The 22,873-nt window shown below is 70.7% G+C and carries 19 protein-coding genes; 12 read left to right on the top strand and 7 right to left on the bottom strand.

Annotation, left to right across the window (positions count from 1 at the left end; all coding sequences use genetic code 11):
• Positions 1 to 67: 67 nt before the first annotated feature.
• Positions 68 to 1,324, bottom strand: coding sequence for an MFS transporter (locus SGCZBJ_RS03305; RefSeq protein WP_101716599.1), 1,257 nt, complete (start codon positions 1,322 to 1,324; stop codon positions 68 to 70).
• Between the two features lie 203 nt (positions 1,325 to 1,527).
• On the opposite strand from SGCZBJ_RS03305, the gene SGCZBJ_RS03310 reads away from it, so the two are divergent.
• Positions 1,528 to 2,592 (top strand): LacI family DNA-binding transcriptional regulator, encoded by a 1,065-nt coding sequence (locus SGCZBJ_RS03310; RefSeq protein WP_101716600.1) that lies wholly within the window; start codon positions 1,528 to 1,530, stop codon positions 2,590 to 2,592.
• Positions 2,593 to 2,596: 4 nt separating this feature from the next.
• Here SGCZBJ_RS03310 and SGCZBJ_RS03315 read toward each other — a convergent pair whose 3' ends face one another.
• The gene (locus tag SGCZBJ_RS03315) at positions 2,597 to 3,238 is read right to left on the bottom strand and encodes a response regulator (protein ID WP_101716601.1); all 642 of its coding nucleotides are present in this window, start codon (positions 3,236 to 3,238) and stop codon (positions 2,597 to 2,599) included.
• Positions 3,231 to 6,254 (bottom strand): sensor histidine kinase, encoded by a 3,024-nt coding sequence (locus tag SGCZBJ_RS03320; RefSeq protein WP_133149171.1) that lies wholly within the window; start codon positions 6,252 to 6,254, stop codon positions 3,231 to 3,233. The genes SGCZBJ_RS03315 and SGCZBJ_RS03320 overlap by 8 nt, the downstream gene beginning before the upstream one ends.
• A 190-nt stretch (positions 6,255 to 6,444) precedes the next feature.
• Between SGCZBJ_RS03320 and SGCZBJ_RS03325 the strand changes: the two genes are divergently transcribed.
• A complete protein-coding gene (locus SGCZBJ_RS03325) occupies positions 6,445 to 7,395 on the top strand; it encodes an alpha/beta fold hydrolase (RefSeq protein ID WP_101716603.1) in 951 nt (316 codons plus the stop codon).
• Positions 7,392 to 7,871, top strand: a complete 480-nt coding sequence (locus SGCZBJ_RS03330; RefSeq protein ID WP_101716604.1) for a cupin domain-containing protein — start codon at positions 7,392 to 7,394, stop codon at positions 7,869 to 7,871. Before SGCZBJ_RS03325 ends, SGCZBJ_RS03330 begins: the two co-directional genes overlap by 4 nt.
• 66 nt (positions 7,872 to 7,937) lie before the next feature.
• On the opposite strand, the gene SGCZBJ_RS03335 is transcribed toward SGCZBJ_RS03330, so the two are convergent.
• Positions 7,938 to 9,479 carry a globin-coupled sensor protein gene (locus SGCZBJ_RS03335; RefSeq protein ID WP_101716605.1) on the bottom strand — a complete coding sequence of 514 codons (1,542 nt, stop codon included), beginning with the start codon at positions 9,477 to 9,479 and terminating at the stop codon, positions 7,938 to 7,940.
• A gap of 124 nt (positions 9,480 to 9,603) precedes the next feature.
• A complete protein-coding gene (locus SGCZBJ_RS03340; protein ID WP_101716606.1) occupies positions 9,604 to 11,127 on the bottom strand; it encodes an OpgD/OpgG family glucan biosynthesis protein in 1,524 nt (507 codons plus the stop codon).
• A gap of 221 nt (positions 11,128 to 11,348) precedes the next feature.
• On the opposite strand from SGCZBJ_RS03340, the gene SGCZBJ_RS03345 reads away from it, so the two are divergent.
• Genes SGCZBJ_RS03345 through SGCZBJ_RS03360 form a run of 4 tightly spaced genes read left to right on the top strand, consistent with a single transcriptional unit; the run spans position 11,349 to position 14,873 of the window.
• Complete coding sequence (locus SGCZBJ_RS03345) at positions 11,349 to 12,464, top strand: MlaE family ABC transporter permease (RefSeq protein WP_101716607.1); 1,116 nt, start codon at positions 11,349 to 11,351, stop codon at positions 12,462 to 12,464.
• Positions 12,461 to 13,276, top strand: a complete 816-nt coding sequence (locus SGCZBJ_RS03350) for an ABC transporter ATP-binding protein (RefSeq protein WP_101716608.1) — start codon at positions 12,461 to 12,463, stop codon at positions 13,274 to 13,276. Before SGCZBJ_RS03345 ends, SGCZBJ_RS03350 begins: the two co-directional genes overlap by 4 nt.
• Positions 13,276 to 14,214: an MlaD family protein gene (locus SGCZBJ_RS03355; RefSeq protein WP_058349766.1), complete on the top strand. Its 939-nt coding sequence runs from the start codon at positions 13,276 to 13,278 to the stop codon at positions 14,212 to 14,214. Before SGCZBJ_RS03350 ends, SGCZBJ_RS03355 begins: the two co-directional genes overlap by 1 nt.
• Positions 14,211 to 14,873, top strand: coding sequence for an ABC-type transport auxiliary lipoprotein family protein (locus tag SGCZBJ_RS03360; RefSeq protein ID WP_240621398.1), 663 nt, complete (start codon positions 14,211 to 14,213; stop codon positions 14,871 to 14,873). The genes SGCZBJ_RS03355 and SGCZBJ_RS03360 overlap by 4 nt, the downstream gene beginning before the upstream one ends.
• Positions 14,874 to 15,037: 164 nt before the next feature.
• On the opposite strand, the gene spbR is transcribed toward SGCZBJ_RS03360, so the two are convergent.
• Positions 15,038 to 16,171, bottom strand: a complete 1,134-nt coding sequence (spbR, locus tag SGCZBJ_RS03365; protein ID WP_101716609.1) for a SpbR family protein — start codon at positions 16,169 to 16,171, stop codon at positions 15,038 to 15,040.
• 158 nt (positions 16,172 to 16,329) lie between these two features.
• Here spbR and SGCZBJ_RS03370 point away from each other — a divergent pair, with 158 nt between their 5' ends.
• Positions 16,330 to 18,156, top strand: a complete 1,827-nt coding sequence (locus SGCZBJ_RS03370) for an ATP-binding protein (RefSeq protein WP_101716610.1) — start codon at positions 16,330 to 16,332, stop codon at positions 18,154 to 18,156.
• Positions 18,157 to 18,223: 67 nt separating this feature from the next.
• The gene (locus tag SGCZBJ_RS03375; protein ID WP_101716611.1) at positions 18,224 to 19,390 is read left to right on the top strand and encodes a CaiB/BaiF CoA transferase family protein; all 1,167 of its coding nucleotides are present in this window, start codon (positions 18,224 to 18,226) and stop codon (positions 19,388 to 19,390) included.
• On the opposite strand, the gene SGCZBJ_RS03380 is transcribed toward SGCZBJ_RS03375, so the two are convergent.
• Positions 19,387 to 20,262 (bottom strand): lytic transglycosylase domain-containing protein, encoded by an 876-nt coding sequence (locus tag SGCZBJ_RS03380; RefSeq protein ID WP_101716612.1) that lies wholly within the window; start codon positions 20,260 to 20,262, stop codon positions 19,387 to 19,389. The two genes, SGCZBJ_RS03375 and SGCZBJ_RS03380, sit on opposite strands and share 4 nt — an antisense overlap.
• A 198-nt stretch (positions 20,263 to 20,460) precedes the next feature.
• On the opposite strand from SGCZBJ_RS03380, the gene SGCZBJ_RS03385 reads away from it, so the two are divergent.
• From SGCZBJ_RS03385 to SGCZBJ_RS03395, 3 genes are all read left to right on the top strand, one after another.
• On the top strand, positions 20,461 to 21,285 hold the full coding sequence (locus SGCZBJ_RS03385; RefSeq protein ID WP_101716613.1) for a glycosyltransferase family 2 protein: 825 nt from the start codon (positions 20,461 to 20,463) through the stop codon (positions 21,283 to 21,285).
• Positions 21,285 to 22,040: a polysaccharide deacetylase family protein gene (locus SGCZBJ_RS03390; protein ID WP_101716614.1), complete on the top strand. Its 756-nt coding sequence runs from the start codon at positions 21,285 to 21,287 to the stop codon at positions 22,038 to 22,040. The genes SGCZBJ_RS03385 and SGCZBJ_RS03390 overlap by 1 nt, the downstream gene beginning before the upstream one ends.
• A 95-nt stretch (positions 22,041 to 22,135) precedes the next feature.
• Positions 22,136 to 22,867 (top strand): energy transducer TonB, encoded by a 732-nt coding sequence (locus tag SGCZBJ_RS03395; protein ID WP_101716615.1) that lies wholly within the window; start codon positions 22,136 to 22,138, stop codon positions 22,865 to 22,867.
• Positions 22,868 to 22,873 lie beyond the last annotated feature (6 nt).

Raw genomic sequence — 22,873 nt, forward strand, 5'->3', positions numbered from 1 at the left:
CGAATTCGCACGCCGGCAATAGCCCTCATCCTGAGCCTGTCGAAGGACGAGGGCGCCCCCACAGAGTTTAGCGCACGCCCCGTATCGGAAGGATCGCCAGACCGCCAGCCATGGCCAGCCCCGCCGCCACCAGGAACAGCGCGTGATAGTCCGTGCGGCTGGGCCCCAGGAACCACACCGCCAGCACCGGGGCCAGGGCCTGGGGCAGCGTGTTGGCCAGGTTGATGACCCCCAGGTCCTTGCCCGCGTCGTCCTGCGAGGGCAGCACCTGGCTGACCAGGGCGATGTCGACGGCGTAGTAGCAGCCCGCCCCGCAGCCGAAGACCACGAAGCCGGCCAGCACCACGCCCCAGCCCGGCGTCAGCGAAAAGGTGACCATGGCCGCCGCCAGGATCATCGCCGCGCCCGCCGCGAACAGCTTTCGCCGTCCCAGCCGGTCGCTGAGCATGCCGAACAGCATCGCGCAGGCCACGTTGGCCACGGTCGCCACGGTGGTCAGCAAGGCCAGGCCCTGCTCGGCCCGCCGGCCGGGGAACAGCGCCGGATAGTTCAGCGCGTCCTGGAGGTAATACAGCATGTAGCACTGGGTCAGGGTGATCGCGACCAGCACCATGAACCGGCTGACCCAGGCCAGGGCGAAGTCGGGATGCTTGCGCGGGTCGACCCACAGCCCTTTCAGGAACCCGACCAGGCTGAAGCGCTCGGTCGCGTCGGCGGTGATCGGCGGGTCCTTCAGGCGCAGGGCGAAGGGCGCGATGGCCAGCACCAGCACCACGCTGATGGCCGCATAGCGCGAGGCCTCCGAAGCCAGCAGGCCGCCGACCAGCACCGCGCCCGCCACCGCTCCGATGGGATGGCCGAGACTCAGGAACGCCGCCACCCGGCCCTTCTGGGCGTCGGGCACGCGGTCGGGCAGCAGGGCCAGCAGCGCGGCGAACAGCATGTTGAAGGCCAGCTGGAAGACGATGACGCCGAGGATCAGCTCCAGCCGGCTGTCGGCCAGCATGATCGCGCCATAGGCCAGCACGGTGCCCACCAGGCCGATCAGCAGCCAGGGCCGCCGGCGGCCGAAGCGCGAGGTCGTCCGGTCGCTGATCGCGCCGGCCAGCAGGTTGGCGATGCTGGCGGTCAGCGCGCCCCAGAACGCCGTCTGGCTCAGCACCAGGGCCTTCAGGGCGGGATCCAGCGCGGCGGCCTTCAGCGGCAGCAGCACCTGGATCAACGGCATGAAGCTGATGAACGCGCCGATCTGGGCGAAGGTGAAGGCGGCGATGAAACTGGGCCGAACCGGTTGCACCGGCCGGCTGGCGCCGCTCCGCGACATGGCTGCTCCCTGTAACCGACGCGGTCATTTAAAGCCGCCGCGTTCGCCTGCCCGGCGACCTTCGCCGCGCCGCCAGCGCCCGGCAAGGGGCCTTCAGGCCTGTCCGCGAGTTTTTTCATCGCTGGCGGGGTCGCCCTAGGCACGACAAATGCTCTAGGCTCGGACAAAGGGTTGAGTCCGCTAGCGGGGGAAACGGCAGACCGATGGCCTCGGTGACCATCTACGACGTGGCGGCGCGCGCCGAGGTTTCGATCAAGACCGTCTCGCGGGTCATGAACAACGAGCCGAACGTGCGGCCGATGATGCGCGAGCGCGTGGTCGAGGCCGCTCAGGCGCTCGGCTACAGCCCCAACCTGTCGGCCCGCAGCCTGGCCGGCTCCAAGAGCTTCGTCATCGCCGTGTTCGTCGACGCGGCCCTGACCATCGACCACTGGCGCAGCGAGCGCGGCGCCGACTACCTGTCGCGCATCCAGTTGGGCGCCACGTTGCAATGCCGCGACGCCGGCTACCACCTGCTGGTCGAGCTGATCGACCACGAGGCCCCGCAGATTCGCCAGGAGGTCGGCGCCCTGCTCGCGGCCCTCAAGCCCGACGGCGTCATCCTGACCCCGCCCAGCTCCGACAACGAGATCGTGCTGGAGCTGCTGAACAAGGCCGGTACGCCCTATGTGCGCCTGGGCCCGGAAGAGGCCGACGGCCCCGGCCCGCGCGTCCACATGGACAATTTCGCCGCCGCCCGCGATGTCACCGAGCACCTGGCCGGCCTTGGCCACAAGCGCATCGGCTTCGTGGTCGGCGAGCCGCGCCACGGCGCCAGCCAGGCCCGCCGAGCCGGCTACCTCGCCGCGATGGAAGCCCGCGGCCTTTCCGTCGACGAGGCCTGGATCCGCCAAGGCGACTTCACCTTCCAGTCGGGACACGACGCGGCCAAGGCCCTGCTGGCCCTGCCCGACCGCCCCACGGCGATCTTCGCCTCCAACGACGACATGGCGCTGGGCGTCCTGGCCGCCGCCGCCGAGGCGGGCGTGCTGGTGCCGGGCGAGGTCTCGGTCGCCGGCTTCGACGACAGCCCCAGCGCCCGCTTCTCGCGCCCGCAGCTGACCACCGTGCGCCAGCCCGTGGTCGAGATGGCCGAACTGGCCACGCGCCTGCTCATCAAGGGCCAGGTCAAGGGCGGCGCGGCCGGGGCGATGGCCGCCCCGATCGACGAACTGCTGCCGTTCGAGCTGATCCACCGCGCCTCGACGGCCCCGCCGCCGGCCCCCTAGAGCCCTAAAGACCTATGTAGCCTCGGCGCACGGCGGCGACGACCGCCTGGGTGCGATCGCCGACGTCGAGCTTGAGGTAGATGGTCTTGAGGCAGGCCTTGATCGTATCGGGCGACACCGACATGCGCCGGGCGATCTCCTTGTTGGCCCTTCCTTCGGCCACCTGCAGCAGGATCACCCGCTCGCGGTCGGTCAGCGGCTCTTCCAGCGCGTGCAGGGCGATCTCCTGGGCGATCTCCGGCGCCAGCACCCGCCGCCCGGCATGGACGTTGCGGATGGTTTCCAGGAGCTCCTTGCGGATGCAGTTCTTCAGCAGGTAGCCGCTGGCTCCCGCCCTCAGGGCGCGCAGGGCCAGGGTGTCGCCGGGATAGGTGGTCAGGACGATCACCGCCGCCCGGGGATCCAGGCCCCGGATCCGCTCGATCGCCGCCACGCCGTCCATGCCCGGCATCTGGATGTCCATCAGGGTGAGGTCGGGACGCAGGGCCGCGAAGGCCTCCAGCGCCTGGACGCCGTCGGCCGCTTCGCCCACCACCTGCATGTCTGCCTGCCGGTCGATCAGCCCGACGATGCCGTCCCGCAGCATCGGGTGGTCGTCGGCCACCAGGATCCGGATGAGGCCGGTGGGGGCGCTCGGGTCATCCATGCCAGGGTCTCCAGGAGAGCAGCGCGCGCCACGACGGCCAAGGCCTGGGACTATAGGCCGTCCGCGCCGGGATGGTGACGACAATGCGCGTCCCGCCGCCCGGCGGACTGTCGATGACCAGCCCGCCGCTGAGGGTTCGGGCCCGCTCGCGCATGCCGGCCAGGCCGAAATGACGATGGCGGCCGCCCTCGCGCAGCATATCGGGCGCCATGCCCTTGCCGTCGTCGACCACCGACACGGTCAGGCGGCGCGATCCGAACGCCACGCGAACCTCGATGCAGCCGGCGCCGGCGTGGGCCCGGGCATTGGCCACCCCCTCGCCGACGATCGCCAGCACCTCGTCGGCGGCGATCTCGTCCAGCGCCCGGGGCGTTCCCTCGACGAAGACGCCCACCGCCGGCCCGGTCTCGCCGCCCTGCGCCTGGATCAGCTTGGAGAGCGCTGCTTCCAGGTCTTCGGCGCGGTCGGCCCCGCGCAGGTCCAGAACCCGGTCGCGGGCCTGGCCCAAAGCCTCGTCGGCGGCGTCGAGCGCCCGCTCCAGCGGCGCCCGCTGGGGCTGGTCGCGCGGCAGGTCCTCGACGATCAGCTGGAAGCGCAGGATCAGGCCCTGCACGCCCTGCAACAGGGTGTCGTGCAGCTCGCGGGCGATGCGCTCACGCTCGGCGATCCGTTCGTTCATCCGCGTACGGATTCGAGCCGTCACCGCCCGCAGCCGAACGCGGTAGAGCCCCCAGACCATGGCCGCGAAAGCCAGCAGGCACAGCACCAGGAACAGTCGCGACTGCCAGAAGGTCGGCGGCGCGCTCACGTCGAGCGACGCGCCCGTGGCGTTCCAGACCCCGTCGTCGTTGGCGGCCACGACCGTGAAGCGATACTGGCCCGGCGGCAGGTTGTTATAGAAGGCGGTGCGGCGTGAACCGGCTTCGACCCAGGCCTCGTCGACCCCCGCCAGCCGATAGCGGAAACGTACCCGGCTGGGCGTGCGCAGGCTCAGCGCGGCATAGTCGATCTGCAACCTTGAGGTCCCGACCGGCAGCGACACCGCTCCCGTGGGCGAGAACGACCGCTCGCCAGCCCTCACCGCCCTGATCAGCACCGGCGGCGGCGCATCGTTGCGCACCAGGCCGCCGGGCGTGATGCGCATGACGCCCGCCGTGCCCAGGAACCACAGGCGTCCATCCCCGCCCCGCGCGGCGCGTACGCCGTCGTAGCGCGCCGACCCGCTGGTCAGGCCGTCCAGTTCGTCGAACACCCGGTGCGGGATCGGCGCGTCGGGATTGGCGAAGGCGCGGGCCAGGTCGGCCGCCGACAGCCGCACGATGCTCGAGAAGGTGAACAGCCAGACCTCGCCGTCGGGCGTCTCCAGCATGTAGCGCACGTTGCGCAGCCAGGGATGGCGACGCAGGTCGATGTGCTCGATACGGCCGGAAGACAGCCGCGCCAGGCCCGCCGCCCCGCCCACGACCAGGCCGGCCGCGCCGTCGTTGACGAAGGTCAGGCGCCCCAGCCGCAGTTGCGCGGCGCTCCAGGCCGCGGTCTTGTCGCCGTCGATGCGGGTCAGGCTGGAAAAGCCGCTGATGACGATCGGCCGTCCTCGCCGGTCGACCGCGAACTGCTCGTCGACGCCGCTGGTCAGCGTCCGCCGGTCATGCCAGCCGGTCGCGTCGTGCATGGCCAGCCTGTGGTCATTGGACGAGACCCACAGCCGCCCGCCGGTCCCGACCGCGCAACGGAACAGGGTCCGAGGCTTGTCCATCGCGAAGGACCGGACCGTGCGGCCGTCCCGGATCTCGTCCACGACGCCGTCGTGCAGCAGGAAGACGGCGCCTTCACCACCGCACAGGACGATGTCGCGCGTCAGCCCCTGGCGGATCCGGACGGGCGGCTTGTAGGGGCGGATCACGAAGAGGCCGGCGCTGTCGCTGACATAGACGAGGCCCCGGCCGTCCTCGGCGACGTAGTATTCGTCCGCCCCGGCCGGGATCGCCGCCTCCTCGACGATGCTGGGCGCCACGAAGGCGTTGAGGCCCCGGTCGCCGCCGGTCCAAACCGTGCCCTCGCGGTCGACGAAGATCGACGCCGTCTGGTCGTCGGTCAGGCCGTCCTTCACGCCGTAGGTCGTCATCACGCCGGGGCCGTCGGGATGGGTGATACGGAACAGGCCGGCCGAACCGGTCGCACCCCACAGGCTGCCGTCGGGCGCGAAGACGATCTTGGTGCGCAGCCGCCGCCCCGGCGCCGGATAGTTGGGCAGGCCCCGCGCGCTGGTCTGGCCCGCGGCGTAGTCCGGCAGTCGGCGGGTTCCCGCCTGGTCGGAAATCCAGATGTGGCCGGCGCCGTCCTCGGCCAGCCCGGCGCCCCTCTCGACCCTGGCGTTGGCCGTCTCGAAGCGGCGCGCGCCCCGTCGCAGGAAGAACAGCTTGTCCATCGTGGCCACCCACAGCACGCCGTCGCGCGCCGCCGCCATCGACATGATCCACCCGTCCGGCGCGTCCCAGCCCGCCCCCAGCGTCTCCCAGCGCCCGCCGACGAACCGCGAAAGCGAGTTCGTGGCCCTGGCGTTGACCGCCCAGATGACGCCGTCCTGGTCCTGCAGCAGTTCGGTGATCTGGCGCGAGGGATCGGGCATGCCGGTCGAGGCGAACCGACCGTCCCGGAAGATCGACACCCCCTCGCCCTGGAACCGCCCGACCCACAGTTCGCCGGCGCGGGTCTCCAGCATCTGGGCGACGCCATAGAAGACGGTGGGATCATCGCTCGCCGGCGAGTAGGTGTCGAAGGTCACGCCGTCGAACCGCGCCAGGCCGTCCGAACCGGAAATCCACAGATAACCGTCCCGCGTCTGGGTGATGTCGTTGATCCGCCCTGGCGCCGAGGCAGCGCCCCGCCAGGCCGTATGGCGAAACTGCGTGATCGACAGGGCGTCGGACTGCGCCGGCGCCGCTGTCGGGGCCAACAGGAGCGCGGCCAGCAGCGCCAACGCGAGGGCGGCCCGCGAACCTCGACAGTCGATCATCGCGTCCCCCTGAAGCCGGACTGAAGCCAGGCCCCACAGTGCGCCGAACCTCGCCGCGCCCGCATACCCATCCGGGTAAACCCTCGCTCCCCGGTTGGCCTTGAGGGCTGAAGCACACCAGAAGAACAGTGTCATCGGAAATCGCGGGGGCGTCGACGAACGCCGGCCGCACGCCTCCGGAGAGACACCGATGACCCGTACATTCCTCGGCGCCGCAGCGGCCGCCGTCCTCGCCGCCGGCCTGGCCTCGGCCTCGCCGAGCCTCGCCCAGCCGCCGCCCTTCCCCGCCGCCTTCAAGACCAGCCAGATCACCACCAACGGCGCGACGATCCACGTGCGGGTCGGCGGCAAGGGTCCGGCGGTCGTGCTGCTGCACGGCTATGGCGAGACCGGGGACATGTGGGCGCCGCTGGCGGCCGACCTGGCCCGCGACCACACGGTCATCGTGCCCGACCTGCGCGGCCTTGGCCTGTCGTCGCGCCCGGCCGGCGGCTACGACAAGAAGACCCAGGCCGGCGACGTGGCCGGGGTGCTGGACGCCCTGAAGGTCGACAAGGCCGACCTCGTCACCCACGACATCGGCAACATGGTCGGCTACGCCTTCGCCATGCGCAGCCCCGAGCGGGTGGGCCGCTTCGTGCTGATCGACGCCCCCGTGCCCGGGATCGGCCCCTGGGAGGAGATCCTCAAGAACCCGCTGCTCTGGCACTTCCGCTTCGGCGGGCCGGACATGGAGCGGCTGGTGGCGGGCCGCGAGCGGATCTATCTCGACCGCTTCTGGAACGAGTTCTCGGCCGACCCGGCCAAGTTCTCGGAGGGCGCCCGCGTCCACTACGCCAAGCTCTACGCCCAGCCCGGCGCCATGCACGCCGGCTTCGCCCAGTTCGCCGCCTTCGACCAGGACGCCATCGACGACAAGGCCATCCTCGCCGAGAAGGGCAAGCTTCCGATGCCGGTCCTGGCCCTAGGCGGCGAGAAGTCGTTCGGCCTGACCATGGCGGCGGTGATGCGCTACACCGCCAGCGACGTCACCGAGGGCGTGATCCCCGCCTCCGGCCACTGGATCATGGAAGAGAACCCGGTCGCGACGGTGAAGATCGTCCACGACTTCCTCGACGCCAAGCCGGCGGTCAGGCCGTGAGCCCGCGCCTCGCCGCCATCCTTGGCCTGACCCTGGCGAGCGTCGCCTCGGCCGGCCCCCTCCACGCCCAGGACCTGCGCCTGACCCCGCCCGAGATCGCGGCCCTGGCCAAGGGCGGCGCGGGGGCCGGCACCTCCGGCGTCGCCGGGATCCGTACGACGACCCTCTACGGCGATCCGACCAAGGCCGGTCCCTACACGATCGAGATCCGGGTGCCGCCCCATACGCGCATCGCCGCCCACAGCCACAAGGACGACCGCACGGCCGTGGTGGTCTCCGGCGCCTGGTTCTTCGGCTACGGAAAGAAGAACGAGGACCCGCTGGTCAAGGAGCTGCCGCCGGGCAGCTTCTACACCGAGCCGGCGGGCGTGGATCACTTCGCCCAGACGCATGACCAGCCGGCCAGCGTCTACATCTTCGGCTACGGCCCCACGAGCACCGACTACGTCGTGGCCGCGGACACACCCAAGCCCTGACCACAACGAGAAAGGGGCGCGGCCCTGCCGGACCGCGCCCCTTCTGATCTCTAACGCCTAAAACTCTTAGCGGCCCGGACGAGCGAACGCGGCGACCTTGGCGCGGGCCGCGTGCACCGGATGCTCCGGCTCGGCGTAGCGCTGGGCCGGCGCGGTCGAGCCGATCCGGAAGCCGCCGACGTGGTTGGCGAGGTCCGCTGCTTCGGCCCGCAGCGCGCGGGTGGCGTCGGTGGAGCGCTGGGCCATGGCGGTGTTGCGCTGGGTGACCTGGTCGAGCTGGCCGACGGCGCTGTTGACCTCGGTCAGGGCGCTGGCCTGCTCGTTGGCCGAGGCGGCGATCTCGTTGACCAGGCTGTCGATGGCGCCGACCTTGTCGACGATGCCGCGCAGGGCGTCGCCCGTCTGGCGCACCAGCTCGACGCCCTCGCCGACCTGGCGGCTGGAGTCGGAGATCAGGCTCTTGATCTCCTTGGCGGCTTCGGCCGAGCGCTGGGCCAGGGCCCGCACTTCCTGGGCCACGACCGCAAAGCCCTTGCCGGCGTCGCCCGCCCGCGCGGCCTCGACCCCGGCGTTCAGGGCCAGAAGGTTGGTCTGGAAGGCGATCTCGTCGATCACGCCCAGGATGTGGTTGACCTGGTTGGACGAGCTTTCGATCTGGCTCATGGCCTCGGCGGCGCGGGTCACGACCGCGCCCGAACGCTGGGCCTCGGTGGCGGCCTCGCCGACGCGGGACGAGACCTCCCGGGCGCTCTGGGCGGTCTTGGCGACGGTCGAGGTCAGCTGCTCGACGGCGGCGGCGGTCTGTTCCAGGGTGGCGGCCTGCTGCTCGCTGCGCATGGCCAGGTCGTCGGCGGCCGAGGCGATCTCGTCGGCGCCCGAGCGGATGCCGCGGGTGGCGCGGTCGACCGCGCCCATGGCTTCGGCGAGGGCCGCGGCGGCCTGGTCGAAGTCGGACTTCAGGCTGACGAACTCGGGAGACAGGGCCCCGTCGACCCGGGCCGACAGGTCGCCGGCCGCCAGGCGCGACAGGGCGTCGCCCACGGCGCGCACGGCGTCGGCCTGGCGCTGCTCGGCGCTGGCGCGCTCGGCTTCCAGTTGGTCGCGCTCGTCTTGCAACAGTTCCAGATAGGTCGAGATGGCCAGGTCCATGTCCAGCATCACGGCCTTGTTCAGCGCCACCAGGCCGTCGGCCAGGTCGGCGTCGTTCTTGGCGTTGGCGAACAGGCCCTTGGCGCGCTTTTCGACCATGGCGCGGATCAGCTTCTCGGCCACCAGGGCATAGCCGCCGATGTACCAGCGCGGCTCAAGCCCGATGACGGCGTGGGCCTTGCCGATGCGGGCGACGTCGCCCTGGTAGTCGACGCCGTATTCGGCCGTGGCCAGGCGACGCCAGTGCGAGGCCTGGCGGCCCTGGGCGTTGCTGATGTGGGCGTCGCTCGAGAACATCTTGCGGGTCTCGGGGAAGGCCCGGACCTGCGCGTAGAACGCGTCCAGCGCGCCGTTGATCTCGGCGTCGATCACCGGCTTGGCGGCGCGCAGGGCGGCGCGGTCCTTGTGGTCGAAGCGCATGAAGCTCATGCGCTGGTCGAGCTGGTTCTGCGCGCTCATGCCGCCACCCCTGGTCACTGGAATCCTGATCGGAAGAGCCGTGACGGCAATTCATTAACCAAGATTGAAACCCAGGCGGGTTCTTACGCAAAAGCCGTACAAGCGGCCGCCCTGCGACGTCCGGTCACGCCGTCCAGAGGTAGCGCCAGGTCTCCGAGATCGGCTTGCCGTCGCGGATCAGGCGCAGGCTCAGCTCGGCCTGCTTGCCCGTGGGCTTCAGGCCGAACGCCGCCCGGGCGGTCGCCGCGCGGGGATAGGGCGTGATGTTGCTCCAGGTGGTCTCGCCGCCCTTGGCCTCGATGTCGAGCTTCACGCCGTCCAGCCCGTCGGCCAGCATCGGCCCCGACAGGTCGATAGTGAACATCCGCAGGCCGTCCTGCGCGTCGGCGCCGGTGCGGGTGCGCACCACCCTCGCCTCGCCATCGCCCAGCCGCTCGCCGCCCCAGTGCAGGCGGTAGGACAGGTCCACGCGCGAGCCGGCCTCCCAGGCCTTCTCCGGCCGCCAGAAGACGGCGATGTTGTCGTCGCTCTCCTTGCGGGTGGCCAGTTCCGCCAGCACCACCGCGCCCTTGCCCCAGTCGCCCAGGGGCTCGACCCACAGGCTGGGCCGCAGGTCGTAGCGGGCCTCCAGGTCGCCGTAGTCCTCCAGCCGCCGCGCACGCTGCACGAGGCCGAAACCACGCGGGTTCTCGTCCTGGAAGTACGACAGGCGGTGAGCGGTCGGATTGGTCAGCGGCCGCCAGATCTGTTCGCCGGTCCCGGTCAGCATGGCCAGGCCGTCGCTGTCGTGCACGGCGGTGCGGAAGTCGTCGCCCCGCGGCCCGTCCGAGACGTTGAACAGGAACATGCTGCTCTGCGCGGCCACGCCCATCCTGGTCATCTTCACGCGCGGGAAGATCGTCGCCGTGACGTCGAAGGTCACCGCCTGGCCCGGCCGGATGGTGAAGCTGTAGGCGCCCGTGCAGCTGGGGCTGTCCATCAGGGCGTGGACCACCACCGTCTCGGCGCCGTCGTCCGGACGCTCCAGCCAGAAGCGCTCGAAGCTCGGAAACTCCTCGTTGGGCTCGCCCGCGCCGATAGCCAGTCCCCGCGACGACAGGCCGTAGAACTGGTCGCGGCCCAGGCTGCGGAAATAGCTCGCCCCCTGGAAGACGGCGATCTCGTCCAGCTTGTCGGCGCGGTTCAGCGGCCACAGCAGCCGCAGGCCCGAAAAGCCGCCTATGGCCTTGGCCGCCCCGGCGTGCTCGCCCGGCACGTCGAACATCTCCGGATCGAACGGCACCGGCCGCGCCACCCCGCCTTCGACCTCATAGATCGGGAAGACGCGCGGATAGAGATAGGCCGGCGGGAAGAACTCGGCGCGGAACGGCGCCGGGCGTTCGGCCCACAGGGCGTGCTCGCCACGGAATCGGATTCGGAAATATTCGTCGTAGGAGAGGCCCGCCAAGCCCTTGTCGCCGCCGGCGACCGGCGCGCGATAGGGCTTTTTGGCCAGGCTTTCGGCCAGGCCGCGCAGAATGTCGGGCGAGAACGCCTCGCCTTCAACTGGCGCCGGTTGCGCCGCAACAAGACGGGGGAGCATGGCCACCAGCGCTCCGAGAGACAGCGTGCCGAGCGCGCCGCGCCGGCTGACAGAAGCAAATTCCATGCGGCCCTTCTATGCCGCGCGTCCGGGCGACGCTACAAACCAAGCGTTGGATTATCGCCAGTTGACGGCGTCTTTGCGGCGGCGCCGCATAAAGCTGCAAGGCGAGTCGTCCGCGTTCGGCCATGATCAGGACGCAACAAGCTGCGCCTTGAAGCGTTTGAGCCGGCGACACAGTCCCTGCTAGGCTGGGCGTGCGTGGTAACGAGGGGTAAGCACAGTAGATGGGCGTGCCGGCGGAATTCACCCTGGACGACAAGGACGGCGGCAAGTCCGTCGTGCTTTCCGGGGACTGGACGGCGCGCGGCATGGCCGACGCCGGCCTGCGACTCGCCGAAGCCATGAAGGGCTCCGAGTCGTTCGACCTCGACCTCACCGGCATGAACCGCTGCGACACGGCCGGCGCCTACGCCATCATCCGCGCCGCCGACGGCCGCATAAGCGCCGGGAACATCAAGGCCCGCCCCCAGACCGTGCGCCTGCTGGAGCTGGTCGGCGAGGCCACCCAGGCCGAATGCCCGCCCGACAACCGCCTGCACGGCGTCGTCGCCCTGCTCGACCGCATCGGCCGGGGCCTTTTCGACCTGCTGCGCGACGGCTACGGCACCCTGGTCTTCCTGGGCCACCTGCTGACCGCCCTGGCCCGCTGCGCCATCAACCCGCGCAAGATCCGCTGGGCGCCGATCATCTCGCTTTCCGAGCGGGCAGGCCTGGACGCCATGCCGATCGTGGCCACCACCACCTTCTTCATCGGCGCGGTCGTGGCCCTGCTGGGCGCCAACCTCCTGACCGACTTCGGGGCCCAGGTGTTCAGCGTCGAGCTGATCGGCGTGTCGGTGCTGCGCGAGTTCAACATCCTGATCACCGCCATCCTGCTGGCCGGCCGCTCGGCCTCCAGCTTCGCGGCCGAGATCGGCTCGATGAAGATGAACCAGGAAATCGACGCCATGCAGGTCATCGGCGTCGACCCCTACGAGGCCCTGGTGCTGCCGCGCTTCGCCGCCCTGCTGATCACCATCCCGCTGCTGACCTTCGTGGCCACGCTCGCCGGTCTCGCCGGCGGCATCGTCGTGGTCTGGGTGGTGCTGGACCTGTCGCCCAGCTTCTTCCTGCAGCGGATGACCGACTATGTGGGCGCCACCCACTTCTGGATCGGCATGTCCAAGGCGCCGGTGATGGCCATGGTCATCGCCGCCATCGGCTGCCGCCAGGGCATGGAGGTCGGCAACGACGTGGAGTCCCTGGGCCGCCGCGTCACCGCCGCCGTCGTCCACGCCATCTTCGCCATCATCCTGATCGATGCCGTCTTCGCCCTGCTCTACATGGAGCTGAACGTATGAAGACGGCCGCCGCCCCCGTCCCTGCGCCTGCCGAGGCCGCCCCGCCGATCCAGGTCGAGGGCCTCGTCTCGCGCTTCGGCGACAACGTGGTGCACGACGACCTCGACCTGACCGTCGAGCGCGGCGAGGTGCTGGGCGTGGTCGGCGGCTCGGGCACCGGCAAGTCGGTGCTGCTCAACAGCATCATCGGCCTGAAGACCCCCGACGGCGGCGTCATCCGCCTGTTCGGCGAGGACATGCAGGAGGCCTCGCGCCGCAAGTGGACGGCGCTGGAGCGTCGCTGGGGCGTCCTGTTCCAGCAGGGCGCGCTGTTCTCGAACCTGACCGTGCGCGAGAACGTCGCCGCCCCCCTGTTCGAGCACACCCGCCTGCCCAAGAGCGAGATCCTGGAGCTGGCCGACCTGAAGATCGCCCTGACCGGCCTGCCGCCGCGCGCGGGGGCCCTCAAGCCGGCCGAACTGTCGGGCGGCATGCGCAAGCGGGCGGGCCTGGCCCGCGCCCTGGCGCTGGACCCCGAACTGCTGTTCCTCGACGAACCTACCGCCGGCCTCGACCCGATCGGCGCCGCGGCCTTCGACGAACTGATCAAGGACCTGTCCGACAGCCTCGATCTGACGGTGTTCATGATCACCCACGACCTGGACAGCCTCTACACCATCACCGATCGCGTCGCCGTGCTGGCCGACAAGAAGGTGATCGCCAAGGCCCCGGTCGAGGAACTCGAGCACTCCGACCATCCCTGGATCAAGGAATACTTCCTGGGCCCGCGCGGACGCGCGGCCGGGAAAGCCGCTACGGCGAGGAGCCGCTGATGGAAAGAAACGCCAACTACGCCCTTGTCGGGGCCGCCTGCCTGATCCTGTTCATGGGTCTGGTGGTGTTCGTCGTCTGGCTGGCCAAGCTGCAGTTCAACAAGGACTACGACCTCTACGACGTACTGTTCGTCGGGGCCGTGCGCGGCCTGTCGGAAGGCGGCGAGGTGCACTTCAACGGCATCAAGGTCGGCGAGGTCACCAAGATCGAGCTCGACAAGAGCGATCCCAACCGCGTCATCGCCCGCACCCGCCTGACCTCGGACGTGCCGATCCGCGTCGACAGCTACGCCACGCTGGAGCCGCAGGGCATCACCGGCGTCAACTACATCCAGCTGACCGCCGGCACCTCGACCAAGCCGCTGCTGAAGGACACCGTCAAGAACGGCGAGGTCCCGATCATCCGTAGCCAGCGCAGCGCCCTGTCCGACCTGCTGGAAGGCGGCGGCACGGTGCTGAGCCGCACCATCGAGGCGCTGGACCGCGTCAACCGCGTGCTGTCGGATCGCAACATCAAGACCTTCAGCGCCAGCCTGTCCGACGTCCAGTCGGTCACCGCCGAGCTGCGCGAGCGCAAGGAAATCATCGCCGACGCCCAGAAGGCGTTGCAGAGCATCGACGCCACCGCCCAGGAGATCGCCAACCTGTCGCGCTCCACCCAAGGGGTGGTCGACGGCGACGGGCGCAAGGCGATCAAGGACCTCGGCGCGGCCGCCGACGAGATCAAGCTGGCCGCCAAGGACGTGCGCACCATGGTCAGCCGCCTGGAGGGCCCGACCAGCGACTTCGCCTCCACCGGCCTGCCGCAGCTGTCCTCGGCCATCGTCACCCTGCAGTCGGCCGCCGAGTCCCTCGACCGCCTGGTCGGCGAGGTGGAGCAGAACCCGCGCGGCCTGGTGGGCAAGGCCCCGGCCAAGGAAGTGGAGATCAAGCCGTGAGCGCGTCCGTGAAGAAAGCCGCCCTGGCCAGGAAAATCGCCTCGGGCCTGACGCTGGCTGGCCTGGCGCTCGCCCTGTCGGGCTGCATCAGCGTGTTCCCCAAGGCCGATCCCTCGGGCATGTACCGCTTCGGGACCACCGCGCCGGCCGCCGCCAAGGGCCCGCCCGGGGCGATGTTCGGCGTGCTGAAGGCCCCGACGGTCTTCACCCGCCCCTCGGCCGGCGACCGCATCCTGACCACCGGCCCCGGCGGCGAGGCGGCCTATGTCGCCGGCGCCCGCTGGATCGCCCCGGCCAGCGTGCAGTTCGACGAGGCCCTGTCGCGCGCCTTCGACGCCGATCCCGGCCGGGCCCGCCTGATCGGCCGCGGCGAGGTGGCCAAGGCCCAGATGGTCCTGCGGCTCGAAGTCCGCACCTTCGAGGCCGCCTATGTCGACGGCCCCAAGGCCCCGCCCGAGATCATCATCCAGGTGCGCGGCGTCATCAGCCGCACCGGCGACCGCGCCCTGGTCGGCGACCAGGTGTTCGAAGCCAAGGTGAAAGCCGCCGACAACCGCGTCGGCCCCATCGTCGCCGCCTTTGACCAGGCCAACGCGAAGGTCATCGGTGACCTGGTGGGCTGGATCAACGCGGCGGGCGCGGGCCTGCCGACTGAGTAAGGCGCTACGCAACAGATCCTCCCCCTCTGGGGGAGGTGGCCCGGAGGGCCGGAGGGGGGGACGTTCTCAGCTGCCGCGACGTCGGAAGGTCATCACCAACTCCCCCCGCCGATCGCTACGCGATCGCCTCCCCCACAGGGGGAGGTTTCCGGAGAAGAAGCCCCCTACCCCGCCGCGCGGGCCTTGAAGCCCGCCAGGCGGTCCAGCTTGTCGAGCAGGTAGTCGCTCTCTTCGCGCGACACGGCCTGGGAAGAGGTCAGGAAGCGTTGCAGCATGTGTTCCTGGAACCGTTCGCGCTCGCCGGGACGGCCGTCGAACTCCATGCCGTGATAGGCGTCGACCCCGGCGCGGAAGGCCGGATAGAGGCGCGACGGCAGGCCGGCCCGCTCGTAGACGGCCTTGAGGCCCAACGCGCCGGCGTCGTGCACCATCAGCCAGGTGCGGTGATGCGGCACGCCGGCCAGTTCGGCCAGCCCCCACTCGACGAAGGTCATGTGGCCATGGGCCAGGGCCCGCAACAGCAGCGACGGCGTCAGGCGGCCGGCGCGGTTCAGGTGGGCGACGAAGGCCTTGGGATCGGCGGTGCGGCCGGCCTGGTCGACCAGGTCGATGGTCGCCCGTTCCTTGGCCCCGACGATGATCTCCAGCGCCCGCTCGGCCGACAGGGCGTGATTGTCGAGGATGTGCTCGCGCAGCTGGTCGCCGACCATGTCGATCAGGCGCTCGGTCACCGACAGCGGCAGCACCGCGCGGTAGGCGACCGCCTGCAGCACGCTCTCGGACTTGGCGAAGCGGTCCAGCGCCTTCTGTAGGGCCAGGTCGGAGAACCGGGCATTGTCGTTGGCGCAGACCGCGGCCACGACGTCTTCCGGAGCCTGGTCGACCAGCAGGCCGGTGACCTTGCTCGACAGCTTGGGCCGGCGGGCGACCGCCATCTGGCGGACCGGCCCGCCCAGGCGGATGATCTCGGCCAGGTCGTGGTCGGTGAACACCGGCGAGAAGCTGATCACCGGCAGAGACACGCTCTCGACGTCGCGCGCCAGGCGGTTGGCCACGTCCGGCGGCAGCAGCGGCGAGGTCTTCAAGGTGACGGCCAGGGCCCGGCGCACCAGCTCGGCGGCGTCGGCGGCCATGACCCGCAGGATTTCCTGGGCCTGCAGGCGCTCTTCCTCGCTCAGTTCGGCGCGATCGATCTTGCGGCATAGCCGATGGGCGGCCAGGGCGCGCTCGTCAGGCGTCGCGCCCTTCACGAGCATGCGGATGTCGTCGTTGGTCAGCGCGGCGCGGGTCGTGGCCATGGGCCTGGCCTTCTGCGAATGGACGGTCGAATCAAAGGATGGGCGGTTAGGCTTAACGATTGTTTGCCCTTAAAGCCCTGTGCATTAACGATACCGCGTAACCCCCCGCAAACCGTGCTCGCCTAGCGTCCTCGCTTGAACGCCCGAGGATCCGATTCTTGTTCGCTGAGCGCCGAACCCACGATGTGAAAAGGCCCGGAGCCGACACCGCGCTCGCCCTCGGCGTGCAGGTGGCGCTGCTGCCCTACGCCCTGGCCATCTTCGCCGTAAGCCTGCCCTTCTTCGTCTGGGCGGGCTCGTTCGCCCGCAACGCGGTGTGGATGTCGCTGAGCTTCGCGATCTTCGCCATCAACTGGGGCGTGTTCTACGGGATCAACAGCTGGCTGAAGACGCCGAAGGCCGAAGACCTGACCATGCGCCTGCGGCTTCAGGTCGCGGGCGGCCTCCTGTGGGCGCTGGGCGTGGTCCAGATGTCGGCTTTCGCAGACGGCGCCGGACCGATCCGCGAGACCCTGCTGCTGCTGGCCGCGGCCGCCGGCATGGTCTGCATCTTCTTCGCCTCCCCCGTGCCGCAGTGCCTCGTCGTGGTGGCCCCGGTGGCGGCGGCGGGACCGCTGTGGGCGCTGTTCAGCCGCCCCGAAAGCCGCCAGACCGGCCTGATGGTCGTCGGCGGCCTCGCCCTGGCGCTGGCGATGGCGCTGATCTTCAACCGCATGCTGCGCCGCCAGCACGCGCTGGCCGTGGCCCATGAAGCCCTGATCGAGGAACGGATGCGCGTGCTGGAAAGCGCCGAGCGCACCGCCCGCTCCAAGTCCGACATCGTCGCCACCCTGAGCCACGAGATCCGCAACGGCCTGACAGGCGTCACCCACGTGCTGGCCGCCGCCGCCGGCAAGGGCGGTCGCGCCGCGCCCTCCCGCGAGCAGCTGAACGCCGCCCTGGACGCGGCCCAGGACCTGATCGCGGTGCTCAACGCCACGCTCGACGCCGAAACCGCCGAGTCCGGCCGCCTGGCGGTCGAGACCCAGGCCTTCGAACCGGTGCGCCTGGTCCGCGACCTCGTGCTGCTGGAGCGTCCCCACGCCCTGGCCAAGGGCCTGGAGCTGGCCGTGCATGTCGACGCCTCGCTGGAGAACCGGGTGCTTGGCGCGGCCATGGCCGACCCGATGCGCACCCGCCAGATCATCGCCAACCTCGTGGGCAACGCGGTGAAGTACACCGTCCGCGGCCGCGTCGAGGTGCGGATCGAGCCGCGCGGCGACGACCGCTTCGCCATCGAGGTCGCCGACACCGGCCCTGGCCTGTCGCCCGAGGAACTGGAGCAGGCCTTCGAACCCTTCCGCCGCGTCGAGCGCACCGGCGCGGGCGTCAACGGCGCGGGGCTTGGCCTGTCGCTGTCGCGCCAGCTGGCCCGGCTGATGGGCGGCGCGCTGGAGACCAGCAGCGCGCTGGGCGTCGGCAGTTGCTTCACCGTCCTGCTGCCCTACGACGCCGCCTGCCCCTGCCCGCAGGAGCCGGTCGAGGAGACCCTGGCCGCCGCCGACCCGGCCCCCGACGTCCAGCGCAGCCTGCGCGTCCTGATCGCCGAGGACGACGCCCTGAACGCGGCCATGCTGCGCGCCATCCTCGAGCAGCTCGGCCACCAGGTGGTCCACGCCCAGAACGGCCGTCGCGCCGTCGACCTGGCCAAGGTCTGCGAGTTCGACCTCGTCATGCTCGACGGCCGCATGCCGGTGCTGGATGGCCCGCAGACCGCAGCCGAACTGCGCGCCATGCCCGGCGCCAACGGCCAGCTGCCGATCATCGCCGTCATCGGCGGCGACGCCGACGAAGCCCGCGAATGCACCGAGGCCGGCGCCGACACCGTGCTGCGCAAGCCGGTCAGCGTTGCGGGCGTCGCCCGCGCCGTGGCCGACGCCGCCGCCCTCACCCGTCACCCCCGTTCCGAGGGAAACAGAGCCGAAGCCTCCCGCGGCGTGGCCTGACTAGGCTTCCCAACGCTCGTTTGACCGCTAATCTCGTCTCCAAAGACAAGAAAAGCGGAGGAAGCGGATGCTGCGGGACCTCAAGGTCGTCGAACTGGCCACCTACATCGCCGCCCCGGGCGCGGCGGGCATACTGGCCGACTGGGGCGCGCAGGTGGTCAAGGTCGAGTCACCCGAAGGCGATCCGATGCGCCGATTCTTCGAGACCATCGGCTCGGACCACGCCGCCAACCCGGTCTTCGAGCTCGACAACCGGGGCAAGCGCTCGGTCGTCCTCGACATCCGCACGCCGGCCGGCGCCGAGGCCCTCAAGCGCCTCGTGGCCACCGCCGACATCTTCCTGACCAACGTCCGCCCCGCCGCCCTGCGCCGCGCCGGCCTCGACCACGAGACCCTGCGCGCGGCCTTCCCTCGCCTCGTCTATTGCAGCCTCACGGGCTACGGCCTCACAGGTCCCGACGCCGACAAGCCGGGCATGGACGTCGCCGCCTTCTGGTCCCGCGCCGGGGTCGGCGCCCTGACCGCGCCGAAGGGCGCCGAGCCCTTCCCGATCCGCACCGGCATGGGCGACCACGTCACCTCGCTGGCCACCGTCTCGGCGATCCTGGCGGCCGTCCACGAGCGGCATCGCACCGGCGTCGGGCGGCTGGTCGAGACCTCGCTGCTGCGCACCGGCGCCTACGCCATCGGCTCGGATCTCGCCATCCAGCTGCACTTCGGCAAGCTGGCCTCGACACGTCCGCGCCGCGAGGCCGTGCAGCCGCTCGCCAACTTCTTCCAGACCCGTGACGGTCGCTGGATCTGCCTGCTGGCCCGCCAGGGCGCGACCGACTGGCCGCGCATCGCCGCCGCGGTGGGTCGCCCCGAACTGGTCGACGACCCGCGCTTCTCCGGCGCCCGGGGCCGGCGCGAGAACACCGCCGCCCTGGTCGACATCCTCGACGACGCCTTCGGCGCCATGGACTACGAGACGGCCGCCGCCGCGCTCGACGCGGGCGACATCACCTGGGCGCCCTGGCAGACGCCGCGCGACCTGGTCGAGGACCCGCAGGCCCATGCCGCCGGCTGCTTCGTCGAGACGTTGGACGGTGGCCGCTCGCCCGCCGCCCCGGCCCGCTTCTCCGACATCGACGAGCGGCCGCGCACGCCCGCGCCGGCGCTGGGCGCGGATACGGCCGCCGTCCTGGCAGAGCTCGGCTATTCGAAGGAAGAGATCGAGGCCTTCGGCCCCTAGCGCGCCTTGCCGCCGGCCGAACCGGCGTTGGCGTCCGACAGCATGCGCAGCATCTCGGCCGAGAACAGGCTGTTGGCCACGCGGCTGACGCCGCCGCCGTCGTCCGACCGCGTACCGCTGAAGGCGCCGCCATAGCCCTGCGAACCCCGCAGCACCAGGTCGACGACGGCCTTCTGCTGGTCGATGCGATCAAGGCGCCGGCCAGAGGCGTACTGGATGAAGCCCTCGTCCGCCTGCGGCTCGCGCTCGCGGACGGTGGGAACGCCGCCATTGCCGCCGGCGCTCTTGGTCAGGTTGGCGTAGACCTCGCCCACCGTGGCGGCGCGGCCCTCGCGATAGAAGATCGAGCGGTTGGCGGCCGCGGCTTCGGGGAACATCGACGCGGCGCTGGCGCCGGGATTGCGGTTGGCCGCCTCGATCAGGCGGGCCGAGCCCTGCGGCCCAAGGAAATGGGCGGCGTAGAGCTCGCCCGAGGTCGGGCTGCGCCCCACGCGGCCACGCAGATAGGAGGCATGGTCCGAAGCCAGCTCGCCGGCCATCAGCGAAGCGGCGTGCGGATCGAGCTTGAGACCCAGCACGGCCTTGCGGGCCTCGTCGCCGGCGACGCGATATTTGCCGTCGGATCCCTGCTGGATCAGGTCGGCGTAGCGGGCGTAGCCGTACTTGGCGCCGTGCTTCTTCAGCGTGGCCAGCCAGGTCTGGTCGACGAACTGGAACAGGCCCGAGGCAGACGAGGTCCGCGCCTTGGCGGCCGGATTGTAGCCGCTCTCGCGCTTGGCGGTCCCCATCAGGAACGTGAAGTCGACACCAGTCGCGTTCGACGCGCGCTGGATCGCCGACTCGACGACGTTGCGGATGGATTGGACGGCCATGACCTCAATGTCTGAACCAGCGTGGTTAATGCCGCCTTAACCACGTTTCCACGTTCGCCGGACCGGACCGCGACAAGTCGCCCCGCCCCTTCCGGCCGCCCGCGACAAACTGCCACGCTGAAGCTTGCCCCATTTGTGCGAGAAACATTGTTTCGATAACGCAACAATGTTACCGCGCGCCAACTTTCGGGGGAAACGATGGCCAGACTCTCGGCCTTGATCTGCGTACACAACGAGGAAGCCCGGCTGGCTGAATGCCTGGCCCGCCTGTCCTTCGCCGACGAACTCGTGGTCGTGCTCGACCGCTGCACCGACGGCTCGCCGGCGATCGCCAAGCAGTATGGCGCAGTGCTGGTCGAAGGCGCGTTTCCGCTGGAAGGCCCGCGTCGCGCGGCCGGCGCGGCCGCCGCTACCGGCGACTGGATCCTCGAAATCGACGCCGACGAATATGTCAGCCCCGAACTCGCCGCCGAAGTGCGGGCCGCCGTGGCGTCCGGCCTGGGCGACTGGCGACAGATCCCGGTCGACAACTATATCGGCGCCCGCCTTGTGAAATACGGCTGGGGCGGCTCGTTCGGCACCACCTCGGTGGCTCGTCTCTTCCGCCGCGGCGTCAAGAGCTGGGGAACGCAGCGCGTCCATCCGTCGGTGAAGTTCGTCGGCGAAGCCGGCCCCTCGCTGCGCACGCCGATCCGCCACGAGGTCGACGACAACATCTCCGACATGCTGCGCCGCCTCGACCGCTATACCGAGCTGCGCGCCAGGGACCTGGCCGAGACTGGCGAGTGGCCGGGCCTGGGCCGCAACGCCTTCCGCGGCGTGCGCCGCTTCTACAAGTGCTACGTCTCGCGCCAGGGCTGGCGTGAAGGCGGCTGGGGCTTCCTGATCGCGCTGATGGCGGCGATCTATCCGCTGCTGTCGGTGCTGCGCATGCAGTTGGAAGTGCGCGGCACGGCCTCGATGGTCCAGGACCCGACGGCGGTCTGCGCCGAGGCCGTGGCCTCGACCTCGCCGCTGGCCTGATGGTCCAGGCGCTCCTGCTGTCATGGGAGCTGGCGCGCTGGCGCGCCGCCGGCCGTCGCGCCCGCCTGTGGTGGCGCGACGACGACGCCCGCACGCCCGGCCCGGCGCTGGAGCGGCTGCTGGCCCACGCGCTGGCCTTCGACGCGCCCCTGACGCTGGCGGTCATTCCCGACGGCGACCGCGCCGACCTCGCCCAGCGCCTCGCCGCCGTGCGCGGCGTGCGGGTCGTGCAGCACGGCGCCGACCACGTGGACCGCAGCACCGGCGGCGGCGCCTTCGAGTTTCCGCCCGAGCGCACCGCCGACGAGATCGCCGCCGCCCTGCGTGACGGCTGGACCAGACTCGCCCCCCTGCCCGGCGCGCTGAAACTGTTCACCCCGCCCTGGAACGCGATCCACCCCCGCCTGACCGAGGCCCTGGCCAGCGAGCGCTACGTCGGCTGGAGCGCCTGGTCGCAAGTCGCGCCCGAAGCCACGCCGCCACGTGTCGACACCCACCTGGACCTGCTGCGCTGGAACCCGGCGCCGCGCTTCCGGGGCAAGGCTCGCCTGGCCTCGCAGTTGCGCCGCCAGCTGGCGCGACGTCGCAAGGCCGGGACCTGGGACGCGCCGATCGGACTGCTGACCCACCACCTCGACCACGACGAGGCGGCGTGGAGGTGGCTCGCCGGACTGATGCGCACGGTCCGCCGCCATCCCGTCCTCACCTGGAGCGACCTGGGCGACCTGCTGCCGGCGACCGGCCAGGCGAGATAGATTTTACGCGCGTCATTTTAACTGTTTACGCGCGTCATTTTCCGTGACAGCGTGAAGACGTCGACACCGATCGACGCCGCTTCACGGAGGTCGCCATGATCGCCCAACCCGCCGACTTCAACCCGCGCATCGCCGGCCTGGACCGCGACGAAAAGCGCAAGCTCTCCAAGGGCCTGGTCATCGCCCTGGCGGTTTCCGGCGCGGCGCACGTGGCCCTGTTCGCCTACATCGCGGTGCAGAAGTACGTGGCGCCGCCGCCGGTGATCCAGGATGACGAAGGCTTCAAGCTGCTGCCGTTCATTCCCGATCCGCCGCCTCCCCCTCCCCCCGAAAAGCCCCTGCCGACGCCGCCCAGGGCCTCGAACCCGATCCCGGTGCATCCGCCGCTGCCGACGCCGTTCCCGACGCCCGAACCGCTGCCCGTGCCCATCCCCAAGGATCCAGGCCCTCCGACCATCGCCGCGCCGCCCAACTTCACGGCCGATCCCCCGGCGCCGCCTGCGCCGCCGTCGACCGCCCCCGCGCCCCGGGTCATCACCCGGGCGACCTGGCTGCGGATGCCCAGCGCCGACGACATGTCGCGCTACTACCCCGAAAGCGCCCAGCGGCGCGGGGTGTCGGGCGGGGCGACGCTGAACTGCGCGGTGACCGCCAAGGGCACGGTGGAGAACTGCATGGTGATCGCCGAAAGCCCGGCCAGCGAAGGCTTCGGCAATGCGGCTCTGAAACTGTCGCGGTTCTTCAAGATGAAGCCGCAACTCGAGAACGGCCAGGCGGTCGACGGCGCGCAGGTGAGGATCCCCATCCGCTTCAACGCCGCTGACTGACCCAGC

The organism is Caulobacter zeae, assembly GCF_002858925.1.
In the GTDB taxonomy this organism is placed as follows: domain Bacteria; phylum Pseudomonadota; class Alphaproteobacteria; order Caulobacterales; family Caulobacteraceae; genus Caulobacter; species Caulobacter zeae.

Coding starts and splice junctions, on each gene's coding strand:
- SGCZBJ_RS03305 (WP_101716599.1), bottom strand. CDS start 1,324: ATGTCGCGGAGCGGCGCCAGCCGGCCGGTGCAACCGGTTCGGCCCAGT.
- SGCZBJ_RS03310 (WP_101716600.1), top strand. CDS start 1,528: ATGGCCTCGGTGACCATCTACGACGTGGCGGCGCGCGCCGAGGTTTCG.
- SGCZBJ_RS03315 (WP_101716601.1), bottom strand. CDS start 3,238: ATGGATGACCCGAGCGCCCCCACCGGCCTCATCCGGATCCTGGTGGCC.
- SGCZBJ_RS03320 (WP_133149171.1), bottom strand. CDS start 6,254: ATGATCGACTGTCGAGGTTCGCGGGCCGCCCTCGCGTTGGCGCTGCTG.
- SGCZBJ_RS03325 (WP_101716603.1), top strand. CDS start 6,445: ATGACCCGTACATTCCTCGGCGCCGCAGCGGCCGCCGTCCTCGCCGCC.
- SGCZBJ_RS03335 (WP_101716605.1), bottom strand. CDS start 9,479: ATGAGCGCGCAGAACCAGCTCGACCAGCGCATGAGCTTCATGCGCTTC.
- SGCZBJ_RS03340 (WP_101716606.1), bottom strand. CDS start 11,127: ATGGAATTTGCTTCTGTCAGCCGGCGCGGCGCGCTCGGCACGCTGTCT.
- SGCZBJ_RS03345 (WP_101716607.1), top strand. CDS start 11,349: ATGGGCGTGCCGGCGGAATTCACCCTGGACGACAAGGACGGCGGCAAG.
- SGCZBJ_RS03350 (WP_101716608.1), top strand. CDS start 12,461: ATGAAGACGGCCGCCGCCCCCGTCCCTGCGCCTGCCGAGGCCGCCCCG.
- SGCZBJ_RS03355 (WP_058349766.1), top strand. CDS start 13,276: ATGGAAAGAAACGCCAACTACGCCCTTGTCGGGGCCGCCTGCCTGATC.
- spbR (WP_101716609.1), bottom strand. CDS start 16,171: ATGGCCACGACCCGCGCCGCGCTGACCAACGACGACATCCGCATGCTC.
- SGCZBJ_RS03375 (WP_101716611.1), top strand. CDS start 18,224: ATGCTGCGGGACCTCAAGGTCGTCGAACTGGCCACCTACATCGCCGCC.
- SGCZBJ_RS03380 (WP_101716612.1), bottom strand. CDS start 20,262: ATGGCCGTCCAATCCATCCGCAACGTCGTCGAGTCGGCGATCCAGCGC.
- SGCZBJ_RS03385 (WP_101716613.1), top strand. CDS start 20,461: ATGGCCAGACTCTCGGCCTTGATCTGCGTACACAACGAGGAAGCCCGG.
- SGCZBJ_RS03390 (WP_101716614.1), top strand. CDS start 21,285: ATGGTCCAGGCGCTCCTGCTGTCATGGGAGCTGGCGCGCTGGCGCGCC.
- SGCZBJ_RS03395 (WP_101716615.1), top strand. CDS start 22,136: ATGATCGCCCAACCCGCCGACTTCAACCCGCGCATCGCCGGCCTGGAC.